This is a genomic window from Candidatus Gracilibacteria bacterium (genome assembly GCA_041658685.1).
Taxonomy (GTDB): domain Bacteria; phylum Patescibacteriota; class Gracilibacteria; order UBA1369; family UBA12473; genus JBAZZS01.
Genome location: JBAZZS010000004.1, coordinates 1 through 15,671 on the forward strand (window position 1 = coordinate 1; position 15,671 = coordinate 15,671).

Consider the following 15,671-nt stretch of genomic DNA (forward strand, 5'->3'; position numbering starts at 1 on the left):
GGTGGCTGCGGTTGAGCCCACGGATCCGGTTCTGTCACGGGAGCCGGGGTCGGCTCGGCAGAAACAGGTGGCTGCGGTTGCGCCCACGGATCCGGTTCTGTCACGGGAGCCGGGGTCGGCTCGGCAGAAACGGGTGGCTGCGGTTGAGCCCGCGAATCAGGTTCTGTCACGGGCAACGGGGTAGAGTCAACCGGCCTCGGTGCCGATTCCGGAATTTTTGCCTTGGAGGGCATAAAAATCGGAGCTTCATACGTCATCGAACCCGCATTTTTTGGCTTTTTTTCTTCCGAAATCACAGAAAAAGAAATCGCAGGTTTAGGTCGAGCCAGGGGTTGATCCTTCTTTGCCTCGGCCTCAACTTCAATTTTAGCCTTGGCTTTGGTTTTCGCCTCATCCCTTTCTTTTTCCATCTCTAAAACCGAATCTCGAGGTTGATCCAACGCTTCTTTCATTTCTTCCTGCATCATTATGGGAGCGGACGTAGCCAAAGAATTCGCTTTTCCGGAAATCAATCCCCCGCGCTTGGAACGCGGACGACGACGGCGACGACGTTTCTTAACTGTAGCGGCACCGAGTTGTCCGGGCTCCACAGAACCCTGCCCTGCCACTCCTCTTTGGGTCAAATCATCATCCGCCATACGTTTTTATTAAAATTTAATCTAATAATTATAGCACAAAAAGACTTCTAATGGAAGTTAAACACAATTTTTAATTTCCCCTCATCCAATTTTAAGAACAGACGTCACCAACAACGCAATCGTAGCCGCAATAATTCCAATAATCGTAAGCCAAGCGATCGCATTCCCAATCGGTCGATTCACGTGCTCACCCATCACATTTTTATTATTGATGATTTTCATCACAAAAATTAAAATAATGGGAAGCAAAATTCCATTCACATCTTGAGAAAGAAGCATGACTTTGATCAAATTCACGCCCGGAATCAACACCAACATCGCCGGAAGAAAAATAGAAATGAGAATGATGGAATAAAACATTTTCCCGCGCTTCCAATCCGTATCAAAGCCATATTCCCATCCAAACGCTTCGCAAATCGCATACGCCGTGGCTGTGGGCAAAATAAACGCGCCCAACATCGACGCACTAAACAATCCAAACGCAAACAATAACTGTGCAAAATTACCGGCCAACGGCTTCAACGCCTCGGCCGCATCCTTGGCATCCGTGATCGTAATCCCGACTTTATACAACGTGGCCGCCGTAGAAATGATAATGAAAAAGCTCACAATATCCGTGATAAACGCGCCGGCAAACACTTCCAATTTCTCGGCTTTATAATGTTTGGCATCCAATCCTTTATCCACCACATACGATTGGATAAAAAATTGTCCCCATGGCGTAATCGTGGTCCCGATCAAAGCAATCATGGTCACTAAAAAAATCGGAGTCCATTCCAACGTGGGGATAAAAAGACTCTTTGTCGCTTCCGCAAAATCGGGCTTGATCACAAATCCATTGATAATATAAACGATATAAAACGCTGAAAAAATAAGAAAAATGCGTTGAGTCGTCTTAAACGATCCTTTGTATAAAACCAACCAAACGATCATGGCCGCCAATGGCACCACAATATATTTACTCACATCAAAAATCGAAAAGGATGCCGCAATTCCGGAAAATTCCGCAGTCACGGTTCCCAAATTCGCCACCAACATGGTGATCATGGCAAACGCGGTCCACTTCAATCCGAAATTTTCACGAATCACACCCCCCAAGCCTTGACGAGTCACAATACCGATACGAACCCCCATCTCCTGCGTAACGGCCAACGAAATCGTAACCAAAAACAAAACCCACAACATTTTTAATCCAAAATGCGCCCCCACAATCGAATACGTGCTGATTCCACCCGCATCATTGTCCGCATTCGCCGCAATAATTCCAGGACCGATCACTCCCATAAAAAACAAAATCTTGGGCCATATTCGTTTCGCTCGTTCTTTCATAATCTTTTAAAGAAAAATTAAAAAACACACCCATCGCAATCACGCGCTCGGCATCAAATGACGAAGAATATCATCCACGGTCACCAACCCCAACAACTTATGATGGTCATCCAAAACCGCCACAGTATGCAAATTATAACGAGTCATGATTTTGGCAACCAACTCAATATCCGCATCCACATGCACGGTTTGGTGCACACGAATTTTCTTCATAATTTGACGCAATTTTTGAGACGGCGGGTACACAATCAACGATCGCATGGAAACAATACCGATGAGTTCATTCACGTCATTCACAATATAAACAAAATTGATGGTGCGTAATGTTTCCGAAACCTCGCGCACATGTTCGCGCGTCTCGGCCACGGTCCACTTGGGTGTAGCTCGAATAAATTCCGTGGTCATCAAACCTCCGGCCGTATCATTTTCATAACGCAAAAATTGTTGAACCGTTTTCTTGCGCTTATCGCTCAAGTTGGACATGATTTTACGACGATCCACAGATTTAAGCGTCTTTAAATAGTCCACCAATTCATCGATGGGCACGTGCGTTAAAATCCCGGTCAATTGCACGGGATCAAAATTTTTCAACACATGATGCTTGGCTTCCAACTGCAATTCTTCGAAAACTTTAGCTGCGGTTCGCGCATCCAAAGATTGCATGAGTTTGTGCGATTGATGCGGATTCAAATCTTCCATAATGTTGGCAAGGTCCGCCGGATGGAGCTTTACCAATTCTTGCGACACCGTAGAAAGCTTGAGCGATTTGCCCACCAACTGCACTTTTTCCCAATCGATAAATTGAGGCTGAAGAAGTGAAAAACCGGGCCAACGATCCATTCCCAATCGACGTAAAATCCCTTTGGTGCTCACATCAATTCCCAAAATTTTAAATTCGCCGTTCACCATGCCGAACCGCAAATCATTCACACGAACCACCCGCGTTCCCTCCAAGTCCACAATTTGTTTATCCAAAATATCCCGCGCCAGCCAATTGTCATGCGTCCTGGAATCATACGGTTGTAATTTAGAGGCCAATGTACTCAATGTGATCTCGTTTTTCCCCAAATTTTCCACATAATTCAACGCAAAAGTCCGCGGTTCTTTCTCCCCTTTTACTTTATACGCCACCGCAATCACGGACGGAAATTTATTTTCACTCGGTCGGCTGATCAAATCCGTCACTTTTCCCACCACACGGTCCGCACTGTCGATAATCGGAGCATCCAAAAGTTGCGAGAGGAAAAACATAGACGAATTTTTTACAGACATTTTTTACATTGTCCGTATCTTAAATTGAACGCCTATGTTTAGCAAGGAATTTAGGTACGAATCAAAAGCCATAACTTCACTCTTCTTCCTCAGAGAAAAAGACTCTGTCCTCTCCAGAGAAGCCCACGAAGAATCACTTGAAGTCTCCAGAGCTTAAATCATAAATTGTCCCACCACGATTGAGTAACTTCTCTATTACAGTAAAAAGAATCCAAAGCTAAAAATTCATCATCCCAAGCCCCCCAAAAAAGAGAGGTAAGTCCATCATCGGTCTGTATTTCCTTAAAAGCTGAAAAGAAAACACCCGTACTTCCAGAGTCAGTACTTTTCTGAATCTCTTCCGCCTTCACAAAAAGGAACTTTGCCTCTTGAAAAAAACGTTCCGCCTCCTTTTGCCGAGCAATTCCCGAATTCAAAATGGCTTGCATACTTTCAAGGGATTTTAGGCAACTCTCAATCGCCTCACGCGTCTCCAACACTAAAGGATTCTCAAGGGGTTCAGGTAACGGTCGACAAACTTCTCGGGCTCCGGGAACTCTTTCTTCTTCAGCCATCTCAAAAGAACCGTTATATCCAGAAACGTCCTCTCCGCCAGGAACCAAAACATCTCCCATAAAAAGACTATTAAATTTCACGAAAACAGAAATAAAATAGAGTTTATTAACAAATCCGTCAAGCCAAACCCTCTCCAAATGAGCCCCTGTTTTTACGACCCGTAACTAAAATCAAAAGAATAATTACCGGCGCCAAAACCCAATATATTATAAAGAACCATTTGAACAACGCCGACAGCAACCCCGGCAAGAATCGCAACAACCAGCGCTTTTCCAAAAGTGAGTCCCAGAATCTTTTGCATCATTGTGAAAAATAAAACAATGGCCCAAATCCCTCCCGCAAGCATTCCCAACCCACCCAAAGGAAGCACGGAAAGCACCATGGGAAAAGAAACGATACAAGCAATGGTCATAAATTCCTTAAGCGTGACCCCGGGTTTAGCCTCAAACAATTTCTGCGAAAAAATATAAACCAAAGCCATGGAGGCAAGCCCAATAAAAACTCCAATCACTCCATTTAAAACGAGATCCAAGGGATCCACTCCCACGTGAACAGTCATCCCCTGGATAGCAGAAATGCTTTTATTCAATCCCATCCAAGTTCTAAGCACAAAAGCCAATTGAACCAACACATACATGGCAATGGCGTAATTAAAATACGACGCATTTTTAGCCACGCGCAACATAGCGGCACCATCACGATTGATCAGCACGGCTTTGACGTCATCAATTAAACCTTTAGGAAGAGATTCGGGGCCGAGAGGAGAATTCATACGGAGAGAGGATTAAAAAAATAAAGGGAACAAAAAATAAACAACACCGCCACCAAAGTTAATACCGCTTTTTCACGAGCCATGCGTTTAACCACGGGCAACGCTTTCCATAGTACAACCAAAATCCATAATCCGGAAACCAAGGCGAAAGCGGGATAAATATTCAAAATCCCCACAATATACGCGTACCCCGCCACACGAAAAAATTCCTCAAACGAACCGCGCGCTTTAAATAATCGAACCGCAATAAAATGAACTAAAAAAACAGCAAAAATCAACATCAAAGACGCGGCAAAGGTTTGCTCAAAAACTTGAAAAAGCGTGGGACGATACATCACCAATCCTCGATACGCATAAGACGGAAACAACATCGACCCCAAACTTCCAAGAAAAGAAGCGACCACGATAAAAAGTGCGGCCATGCGCGTAGCGCTCGAATCTTTGGAAACCGCAGTCATGGCTTGCGCATCCAATTTTATCACTTTAAACGCATCCCAAAATGCTTGTTTAAAATCCCAGCGCCCGCCTCGATGAAAAATAGATTGAAACATAATGAAAAAATTATATCTAAAAATTAAATAATGAGCAAAAAACAAAATTTTTTACAAAATATTTCCACAAACTTGCCAACCCATCTTGGGGGTAAAACATTTTCCAAACCCCTCAATTTCGCTACACTGACACAGATCTTATTTTTTAATGTTCTTTTCTATGTCGCTTCCTCTTCTCGCTTTGGGTATTAGCGGGCTCGTTTTGGTTTACGCCATCTTCTTGGTGGTCCGCGTGCTCAAATTCAATCCCGGAACCACCACCATGCAAGACATTTCCGAAGCCATTAAAGAAGGCGCCATGGCGTTTCTCAATCGCCAGTTCAAAACCATTGCCGTAATCGCCATCATTATTTTTCTCATCATCGGATTTGGAATCCCGGCCGGAGAAAACAACAACGGATACCTCATGGCCTTCGGATTCTTGGTCGGAGCCTTTTTCTCGGGCTTGGCCGGTTATATTGGTATGGGCATGTCGGTTCGCGCCAATGTGCGCACCGCGAATGCCGCTAAAACAAGCTTAAAAGAAGCATTGACCGTGGCCGTTAGAGGAGGGTCCGTGACCGGATTTGCCGTCGTGGGCTTGGCCCTCGCCGGAGTGAGTGGATTCTATTATTTATTCACCCAAATTTGGGATGTGCCCGTGGACGCTGCCCCGGAATTGCTCCTTGGATTTGGATTTGGAGCTTCATTGGTTTCTTTATTCGCTCGTGTGGGCGGAGGCATTTACACCAAAGCCGCGGATGTGGGAGCCGACCTGGTCGGTAAAGTGGAAAAAGGAATTCCCGAAGATGATCCGAGAAATCCGGCTGTCATTGCCGACAACGTCGGAGACAACGTCGGAGACTGTGCCGGAATGGGAGCCGATTTATTTGAAACCTATGCCGTGACCTTGATTGCTGCCATGATTTTGGCCGCCACAACGCTGTTACAAAAAGAAGGAGCCTCCACCATCGTCGTAGAATTCCCATTGATTTTGGGCGCCATCGCCGCCATCGCTTCCATCTTAGGAAGTTACTTCATTCGCTTGGGCAAAAAACAAAACATCATGAATGCCCTATATAAAGGAATCTTTGCCACCGAAATCCTTTCCGCCATCGGATTCTTTTTTGCCGTCAAATATTTGATGAATGGAGAATTGAAAATTTTCTTAATGACCATTGTCGGATTGGTTCTTACCACCCTCATGTTCATGATCACGGAATATTACACGTCCACCAAATACAGCCCGGTGCAAAAAATCGCCATCGCTTCACAAACCGGAGCCGGAACCAACTTGATCAGCGGACTCGCGGTCGGATTGTACAGCACCGTGGCCCCGGTCCTTGTCATTGTTTCCAGCATCGCGGTTTCATATTGGTTGGGACAAACGTCTTCTCTTGAAAATGGAATTTATGGAATCGCGATCGCCGCGGTCTCAATGCTTTCCATCACCGGAATCGTGATCGCCATGGACTCATACGGGCCCATCACCGACAACGCCGGAGGTATTGCGGAAATGGCAAATCTCCCGGAATCGGTTCGTGTGAACACCGACGCCCTCGACGCGGTCGGGAACACAACCAAAGCCGTAACCAAAGGCTACGCCATCGCGTCCGCCGCGCTTGCCACACTCGTGCTTTTCCAAGCGTACAGTGAAAAACTCACCGCCAACAGTGTAGGCGAAACATTCGAATTCGCACTCGTGGATTATCGTGTGATCATCGGACTCTTTATCGGAGGCATGCTCCCCTTCCTCTTCGCCGCGTTCTGTATGGAAGCCGTGGGTAAAGCCGCCAAAAAAGTGGTGGAAGAAGTTCGCCGCCAATTCAAAGAAATCAAAGGCATTATGGAAGGCAAAGCCAAACCCGAATACGACGTGTGCGTGGACATTGTGACCAAAGCCGCGCTGAAAGAAATGATCGCTCCCGGGTTGCTTGCCGTAGGTGCACCTCTCTTGGTGGGATTCATTCTCGGGCCATTGGCTTTGGGTGGATTGCTCGCCGGAGTGATTGTGTCCGGATTGTTGCTCGCCCTTTCCATGGCCAATGGCGGAGGCGCTTGGGACAATGCCAAAAAGTACATTGAAAACGGTCATTTTGGTGGCAAAGGATCCGACGCGCACAAAGCCGCTGTAGTCGGAGACACGGTCGGTGATCCTTACAAAGACACCGCAGGTCCGGCCCTGAACGCCTTGATCAAAGTCATCAACACGATTGCCTTGATCATTGCTCCGTTGATTGCCACGTGGACATTATTTGGGAATTAAAAAAAATATCAAACCACACATTCGAAAAAATCATAAAGCGCCGAGGAATTCCCTTGGCGCTTTTAAAAAATCTATTTAGAATCAAACCATGAATTCTCAAACCTCTCCCCAAACCTCTTTCCAAGCCAAAATTCTAGAAATCTATGGGGACCGCGTGCTTCTCGACTGTCCAAAAACCGCTTTCCAAGGGCCTATTGAAAAAGGCGCGAAACTAAATTTATCACTCTCCTCTCAAAAGCCACAAAATATACAATCCGCGCATCGATTGCTGGAGGAATTAATACGATAAAAAATATCCTATTAAAAAAAGGGGCTGGTGTTTCCGAAATCGCATTTTCAAGGAAGAAACGCCGAGAATCATGATCCGAGGCGTTTCGCTCCCATGCGATAGAGGGAATATCAGTCCCTTTTTATTTATTCATTTCATCCAAAAACCTCTTCACCTCCTCCACCCCCTTTCCTCTTAGCGCTTGATTGTATAAATTGATGATTTTGCTTCCCATCACCACAATATCCGCAAACTGAGACGCTTTTTGAACCTGTTCTTTTTGCGAAAAACCAAACCCCACCGCAATCGGAACCGACACATATTGGCGCACTTGGTTCAAATACGCTTTCAATTGAGGATAAGCTTTTTGTTGCTCACCGGTAGTTGAAAAACTCGCCACCGCATACACGAAACCGCTCGCTATTTTTCCGATTTTCTTAAGACGACGCACCGGAGTAAGCGGAGAAATCACTTGAATCGGATGAAGTTGATACTTGCGGCACAATTCCAAATAATGATCATAAGGCTCCTCATCCATCGGCATGTCAGGAATGATCAAACCGTAACACCCCACGGATTTCGCTTTTTTACAAAACGCTTCCAATCCATAACGAAACAGGACGTTGTAATAACTCATAAATAAAAGCGGAGTGGATGTTTTTTGATTCAACCGTTGCATCAAGGCAAAGGCATCGTCAGGAATCACGCCTTGCTCAAGCGCTTGATGATTCGCAGCTTCAATCGTTGGACCATCCGCCACCGGATCCGAAAAGGGAATTTGAATTTCCAGAAAAGAAACGCCTGATTCGAGCATGGTTTCAGCCAAACGTTCACATTCGGACATGGACGGATAACCGGCCACCAAATGCGTCATTAAGGATATTTTCTTAGGCATGATTAAAAAGTTATTAAGTAATAAACAGAAAGGCAGCGCGGAAATTTTGAAAATATTTTAAGGAAGCGGAAAAGGAAAATTTTTGTGAGCATTTTAAAGGAAGAGGACGCGAGGATCACGCATCCGAGTGTCCGACTCCCATGCGAATAAAAATTCTTCCTGCCCGCTTCCCCAAGAATATCATCTCCACATGCGCGACATTTTTCAAATAAATTCATAAAATCTTAGTTACAATTTAATGCTTAAATGAGCAAATCGCTCCGAATCAAAACACGGCCCCACAATAAATAAATCTTTATCCCCTCGCCCGGAACCGTTCACCACCATCACGTGATTTTTAGGAAGCTTGGGCGCCCGTTTGATCGCCTCAGCCACGGCATGAGAGGATTCCAACGCCGCAAAAATACCTTCTGTTTGCGCCAACAACGCATAAGCCTCAAGCACTTTTTTATCCAAAGCATACGCGGTTTCAATACGTCCGATTTCTTTTAAATACGTGATTTGCGGTCCCACGCCCGAATAATCAAGCCCTGCGGAAATGCTGTGCGTGGATTTAATTTGCCCGTGATCATCTTGAAGAAAAAAAGATTTAAAACCTTCCACCACACCGGGTTTCCCGGTTTGAAAACGCGCCGCGTGCTCACATTTTTTTTCATTTTCACGAATCCCCTTTCCCCCGGCTTCCACAGCAATCATCCGTACGTTTGGCTCATCCAAAAATTCATAAAAAAGTCCCATGGCATTGCTTCCGCCGCCAAGACTCGCCACCAACGAATCCGGCAATCGCCCGATTTGTTTGAGCATCTGTTTTTTTACTTCTCGACCAATAATGCTTTGAAAATACGCATTCATTACCGGGTAAGGATGCGGCCCGCACACGGTACCGAGCAAATAATGCGTGTCTTGCGGATGTGCAATGAGGTCGCGAAGCGCGGCATTGATCGCATCTCTCAAAATTTTGCCGCCTTCATCCACCGGAACCACGGTTGCACCAAGTCGTTCCATATAAAACACATTGGGCCATTGGCGTTCATAATCTTTACGCCCCATATAAATCGTGCATTCAAACCCCAATTTGGCGGCCACGGTCGCCGTGGCAAGCCCATGCTGCCCCGCCCCGGTCTCGGCGATCAGCCGCTTTTTGCCCAAACGTTTGGCAATGAGCGCTTGCCCGAGACAATGATTGATTTTGTGCGCACCCGTGTGGTTAAGACCTTCATTTTTGTAAAAAATTTGAGCGCCCCCGAGTTTTTTCGTAAGATTTTCGCAGAAAACCAACGACGTGGGCCGGCCCGAATAATTGTGATAAAGGTCTTTCAACTCTCGACGAAACAAAGGATCTCGAATCGCTTGATAAAAAGCTTTTTCCAAATCCTCCATGACCGGAATTAAAAGCTCGGGAAGATAGCGCCCGCCATACGCGCCAAAATGTCCGGATGGATTAAGTATGTATTTTTTTAAATGGGTCATAAAGTTTTCATTAAAGAATCAAACGTTTCCAACGTGAGCGATTGTTTGCCGTCACACAACGCTTGCGCCGGAGCATTGTGAACTTCCACAATCAACCCATCCGCGCCAACCGCAAGCGCGGCTTTTGCCAAAGGAATCACCAAATCAAAACGGCCCGCCGAATGGCTCGGATCCGCAATAATGGGAAGATGGGATTCGAGTTGAATCAACGCCAGCGTGTTCAAATCCAAAATATTGCGCGTCGAATTTTCAAACGTGCGAATACCCCGTTCACACAACACCACATTGGGATTTCCGCGATTCAAAATGTATTCCGCAGCCAATAAAAATTCCTCCATGGTGGCCGACATGCCGCGTTTCAATAAAATGGGTTTTTTAAGATCCGCCACATGTTCCAAAAGATCAAAATTATGCATATTCCGCGCCCCGATTTGAATCATATCCACGGTCTCGGCAAAGTCATCCAAATCATTTAAAGAAACCAATTCGCTCACCAACGGCAACCCCACTTCGCGTTTGACTTCAGCCATGATTTTCAATCCTTCTTTTTTCAATCCTTGAAACGCATACGGCGATGTCCGCGGCTTAAAAGCACCGCCGCGCAACACATGCGCTCCGTGTTTTTTTACAGACTCGGCAATGGCGCGAAATTGCTCTTGCGATTCCACCGCACACGGCCCGGCAATGATGATAGGCTTTCCCGCTCCAAACACGACGTTTTCCGAAATACGAACCTGTGTTTTTTCAGGATGAAACTCACGACCCACGCGTTTGTAAGGCTTGGTCACATGGATGATTTCCTTCACCCCTTCAAACCTTAAAATCTGGTCTTGATCCACGTAATCTTTGTTGCCAATCACTCCGATGGCCGTGCGTTGCGCGCCCGGAAGTTTTTCGGCCGTTAAACCAAGCTGTTTGACTGCGTTCACCACAACCTCAACTTGATCGGGCGTGGCACTGTTATGCATGACGATAAGCATAGAAAAATGGATTAAAAAGTATGAATTAAAAAAGAAAGCGTTTTAATTTTTTTCAAATCAATACAACCCGCGGTTTCCACTCCACCGGCCGTGTCTATTCCCGCGGCTTTTGGAAACACTGAAAGATATTTTTTTACGTTTTTAGAATCGATGCCTCCGGCCAAAAAATACGGACAATGTAATTTGAAATTTTTCAATAAAGAAAAATCAAAACCGTGTCCACTCCCGGGATTAGGACCATCGATCATCAAAACCGCCACATACGGTTCAAATATCGAAACTTGTGCAAGATCTTTTTGCGTTTTCAAAGCAATGGTTTTCAACACCGGACGACAACATTTTTTCACGTAGGTAATTGATTCATCTCCCGCCAATTGAATAAAATCAAGATCAAGTTCCTTTGCCACCCGATTCACAAATGCCAAAGATTGATTTTGAAAAACCCCAACACATCGAGTATATTTCAATTCTTTTTTTATGGCTCGTGCCTGTAAAAGGGAAATGCAACGTTGACTCAAAGGAACAAAATTAAGCCCAATCATTTCCACTCCCATTTTCTCGCAAAACAAGGCTTCTTTTGGCAAACGAATTCCACAAATTTTAAGAAATGGCTTGGACGCAGTTCTCAATTCCATAATTTTTTGCGCCGCATTTTCACTCGTCATTAAAGCGGTTCCCACCAACATGGCTTGAGCTCGTTTTGGAAGCGCGCGAACCTCCTCAACTGAATGGATTCCACTTTCCGCCACCAAAAAAACATTCGACGGGATCAAAGGCGCCAATCGATTTATGACCTCCTTATCCATAGAAAAATCATGCAAATTACGATGATTCACGCCCACAATATCTGCGCCCAAATCCAACACTTTTTTCAATTCTTCTTCGGTATGCACTTCACACAACACGTCCATTCCCAACGACTGAGCCACGGTCATCAAATTTTTCATTTGTCGTGTGGTCAAAATGGAAGCAATGAGCAAAATCGCATTGGCCCCAAAATGACGCGCTTCATAAACTTGATACTCATCAAGAATAAAATCTTTGCATAAAAGTGGAATCGTTCGAGTCGCATGTCGAATCACAGCCATATCCTCAAGTTTTCCGCCAAAAAACGGCGTATCCGTAACCACGGAAATGGCTTGCGCCCCGGCATGCTCATACCCCTGCGCTTGTGCTATGCCGTCCAAACCGGGAGAACACAATGCGCCCCGACTCGGAGACTTTCGTTTAATTTCCGCAATCAACGCACGACCTCCTCCCTCCGCGCTTTTTTCTAATGCGCTTTTAAAATCACGATCCGAAACACTCAATCCCTTTTTAAAAATCTCCAGCGGCCTTTTTTGACAACGACGTGCCACATCTTTTTCTTTTTGATACACAATATCCAAAAGCAAAGGCGCCAAAGTTGAGCGCTGCTTAAATCGTTCAAAAGTTTCCACCACACGCCCTTCACTCAACGCCGCTTTTGCCAAACGAAAACCCTCTTTTAAAGATTTCGCTTTCCCGCTCAACACCAACGCCAACGCCGCATTCACTCCCACCAAATCCGCATGCCGTGTCCTCGATTTTCCTTTCAAAATCGCATGAAAAAGTTTTACATTTTCCTCCAATCCTCCTCCACGAATCGCGTCAAAGGTCGCAGGCTTTATTCCAAAATCTTGAGGCGTCAGCGTATACGATCGAATACGCCCATTTTTAAGCTCGGTCACAAACGTTTTTCCCGTGAGCGTGACCTCGTCCAAGCCATCTTCTCCGCACACAATATAAACATGTTCTCGCCCCAATTCCCTACACGTTTCAGCCAAAAGTTGCATGTTTTCTTGAGACGAAGTCCCAATGATTTGTCGTTGCACATTCGCAGGACTCAACAACGGCCCCAACAGATTAAAAAAAGTCGGACAGCCCACCGATTTTCGCGCTTCGGCAAACGCTTTCATCACAGGATGGAATCGTCGCGCAAACAAAAATACCAGGCGTTCCATGTCATACAATTTTTCCAACGTACTCAATGGCGAATCCGTCGGAATTCCAATCGCTTCCAATAGATCAAAACTCCCGCATCGCCCGCTCGCGGCCTTATTCCCATGTTTCGCCACCGCAACCCCCTCTGTCGCCAACACAAACGCGGCCAAAGTCGATGTATTAAAACGTAAAAGCCCAGATCCTCCGGTTCCGCACACATCAATGGCTCCGAGTAAATGCGGCTGTTCAGGCATTTGTTTCAAGAGAAACCGCACCGCCTCAGCCAATTCGTGCGCCGAGATTGTATGATGTTCGCGCAAAAATATTTCTTGTTCTTGAAGGGAAATTTTTCCCGCAATGCTATTTTTTAAAAAATCAAAAAGGTTGTTATTTTTATCATCCTTAAAATCACACTTCGGCAAGCTCAGTGTGACAAGTTTTTGGCATGAAGGCCTACCAATGTCGTGGTGAGCTTGTCGAACCACACATCCACGATCAAGCTTTTTTAATACATACCCCTCCAAAAAATTCCTCATGATCAAAAATCCATTCGTCCCCTTCATCGACAAAACCGATTCCGGATGAAATTGAACCGCCTCAATCGGGAGCATTTTATGTCGAATTCCCATCACCAAATCCTGCGTTTTTGCAGAGATCTCAAAACAATCGGGAATCCGATCTCCAACCAACGAATGATACCGACCGGCCATAAATCCTTGCGGCAAATCCTTAAACAAAGTTTTGCCATCATGCGTGATCTGAGACGCTTCGCCATGTACCGGAGGATCGATCAATCGCAACATACCGCCAAAACACTCCACCATCGCCTCCAAACCCAAACACACGCCCAACATAGGATAGCGTTGATGATATTGATCAATAATTTTCATCATATTCCCCGCATTTTTCGGAATCGAAGGCCCGGGGGAAAAAACAATCGCATCCGGATTAAGCGCGGGAATAATCTTCGGATCAATCGTGTTGCGATACACCAACACCCGACACCCCAATTGCTTAAAATAATCCACCAAATTAAAAGTGAAGGAATCAAAATTATCAATCATTAAAATCGTAGGACGAGAATCTTTAGGAACATCTCCGGCCGAACGGAAGGGAAGAATTTTTGTTCGCATGGGAGTCGGACACTCGGATACATGATCCTCGTGCCCTCTTCCTTGAAAATGCTCACAAAAATTTCCCCTCCCGCTCGGCCTAAAAGTATCCAGGAACGCCTGCGCCTTACTCAATGTTTCTTGATACTCTTTTTCCGGCACGGAACGATAAAGCAGCGTGGCTCCAACCTGAAATCGCAACACCCCCTCTCGAATATGCGCGGTGCGAATAATAATGCCCGTATCCATTTCCCCGGAACACGTGAGATACCCGACCGTCCCGCCATAATACCCGCGACGTTCTTTTTCATGTTTTTCAATCATCGTCATAGCCGCCACTTTGGGCGCACCGGTTAACGTACCGGCATTGAGACAAGCAATCAACGCATCAAACGCGGTAAAACCCTCTTTTAACTTCCCGGAAAGGTGCGCCACCGTATGCATCACTCGCGAATATTTTTCCACAAAACGATAATCCGTGATCGTAACCCCGGGCTCACAAATTCGACTCAAATCATTCCGCCCCAAATCAATCAACATATCGAGTTCCGCCCGTTCTTTGGGATCCGACAACAACGCCAACATGTTTTCATGATCTTCAATGGGATCACGCCCCCTCTTCGCCGTTCCGGAAATCGGCCGCATTTGCGCTTTTCCATCTTCCACGCGCACCATCATTTCCGGAGACGCGCCCACCAATTGATCTTTTCCCAAATCAAAATAAAAAAGATACGGCGAAGGATTCGCCTCCCGATACCGTAAATAAAGACCAATAGGATCCCCTTCAAATCGCGCTTTCAAAACATTGGAAAAAACCACTTCCACCAACTCCCCCTCTTTAGCATACTGTTGGGCCACTTTTACCAAGTCTTGATATTCTTCTTGAGTGTACAAAAACTTTTCATCCGAAATCGAATACGCCGGCTTGGGCAAAGGAGAAGTTTGAAGAATTTGTTTACGAAGCGTTGAAAAAACATGAGCCAATTCCGAACGCTTTTGCCGAATCGCGATGAGCTCGGCTTTTTCTTTCAATAAATCAAAAAATACAAACGTATCGTATAAAAATAAATCAAAATCCTGAACCTCATTGTCCGGGAGCAAGGAAGGAAGCGTTTCAAATTGCCGAACAAAATCATAACTAAAAGCGCCATAAAGCCCTAGAAAGCTCTTGGTTTTCAAGGAAAATCGTTTCAAAAAAACTCGAATCCCAACCGAAATATTATGTTGCTTGGAACGTTCCGACTCCTCAAAAACCTCCTGCGATCGCTCAATCACTCCTGAAATTTTACTTTTAGATCGCTTCAACAACACATACGGCTGAAAATCCCGATCCTGAAAAGCTTTCAAATAAAACACCCCGCGTTCATTCAACGCCTCAATTTCAAACCCATCATTTTTCCCGCGCAATCGCAGTGCCGGGTCCACTCCCATCAAACTAAAACGGCCATAAATAGGAGAAACATCCTTGGATTCAAAAAAGAATTTATGAGAATAATAACCATATAAACGCAAAAAGACTTCATGCGCCGGTTGATACGGGAGAACGGATCGTCCTTCCGTAAGGCCATAATCGAGAGAGTGAGTGGTAAATGTCATAAATGATGTGAATTAAAAATTGAACA

At 45.4% G+C, this 15,671-nt stretch carries 12 protein-coding genes; 2 read left to right on the forward strand and 10 right to left on the reverse strand.

The genetic code is table 25. The features are described 5' to 3' along the window. The 6 genes from WC882_05585 to WC882_05610 form a co-directional block, all read right to left on the reverse strand. Positions 1-638 (reverse strand): hypothetical protein (locus tag WC882_05585; GenBank protein ID MFA5843105.1); only part of this gene is annotated, 638 nt, incomplete at its 3' end. A gap of 57 nt (positions 639-695) precedes the next feature. After that, the gene (locus tag WC882_05590; GenBank protein ID MFA5843106.1) at positions 696-1,967 is read right to left on the reverse strand and encodes a divalent metal cation transporter; all 1,272 of its coding nucleotides are present in this window, start codon (positions 1,965-1,967) and stop codon (positions 696-698) included. A gap of 6 nt (positions 1,968-1,973) precedes the next feature. Then, positions 1,974-3,218 carry a CBS domain-containing protein gene (locus WC882_05595; GenBank protein ID MFA5843107.1) on the reverse strand — a complete coding sequence of 415 codons (1,245 nt, stop codon included), beginning with the start codon at positions 3,216-3,218 and terminating at the stop codon, positions 1,974-1,976. Positions 3,219-3,289: 71 nt separating this feature from the next. After that, the gene (locus WC882_05600; protein ID MFA5843108.1) at positions 3,290-3,853 is read right to left on the reverse strand and encodes a hypothetical protein; all 564 of its coding nucleotides are present in this window, start codon (positions 3,851-3,853) and stop codon (positions 3,290-3,292) included. 92 nt (positions 3,854-3,945) lie between these two features. Continuing rightward, entirely contained in the window at positions 3,946-4,566 is a 621-nt protein-coding gene (locus WC882_05605; protein ID MFA5843109.1) for a YIP1 family protein, read from the reverse strand. After that, positions 4,524-5,117, reverse strand: a complete 594-nt coding sequence (locus WC882_05610; GenBank protein MFA5843110.1) for a YIP1 family protein — start codon at positions 5,115-5,117, stop codon at positions 4,524-4,526. The genes WC882_05605 and WC882_05610 overlap by 43 nt, the downstream gene beginning before the upstream one ends. Positions 5,118-5,277: 160 nt before the next feature. Here WC882_05610 and WC882_05615 point away from each other — a divergent pair, with 160 nt between their 5' ends. Further along, positions 5,278-7,362 (forward strand): sodium-translocating pyrophosphatase, encoded by a 2,085-nt coding sequence (locus tag WC882_05615; GenBank protein MFA5843111.1) that lies wholly within the window; start codon positions 5,278-5,280, stop codon positions 7,360-7,362. Positions 7,363-7,450: 88 nt separating this feature from the next. Continuing rightward, the gene (locus WC882_05620) at positions 7,451-7,651 is read left to right on the forward strand and encodes a hypothetical protein (protein MFA5843112.1); all 201 of its coding nucleotides are present in this window, start codon (positions 7,451-7,453) and stop codon (positions 7,649-7,651) included. Between the two features lie 121 nt (positions 7,652-7,772). Here the strand turns inward: WC882_05620 and trpA are convergent, their stop codons facing one another. The 4 genes from trpA to trpD all read right to left on the reverse strand — a co-directional run bounded on the left by trpA (position 7,773) and on the right by trpD (position 15,645). After that, positions 7,773-8,525, reverse strand: coding sequence for a tryptophan synthase subunit alpha (trpA, locus tag WC882_05625; protein MFA5843113.1), 753 nt, complete (start codon positions 8,523-8,525; stop codon positions 7,773-7,775). Positions 8,526-8,753: 228 nt separating this feature from the next. After that, entirely contained in the window at positions 8,754-9,995 is a 1,242-nt protein-coding gene (trpB, locus tag WC882_05630) for a tryptophan synthase subunit beta (GenBank protein MFA5843114.1), read from the reverse strand. Further along, entirely contained in the window at positions 9,983-10,975 is a 993-nt protein-coding gene (gene aroF / locus WC882_05635) for a 3-deoxy-7-phosphoheptulonate synthase (protein ID MFA5843115.1), read from the reverse strand. The genes trpB and aroF overlap by 13 nt, the downstream gene beginning before the upstream one ends. Positions 10,976-10,986: 11 nt before the next feature. Further along, a complete protein-coding gene (gene trpD, locus WC882_05640) occupies positions 10,987-15,645 on the reverse strand; it encodes an anthranilate phosphoribosyltransferase (GenBank protein ID MFA5843116.1) in 4,659 nt (1,552 codons plus the stop codon). Positions 15,646-15,671 lie beyond the last annotated feature (26 nt).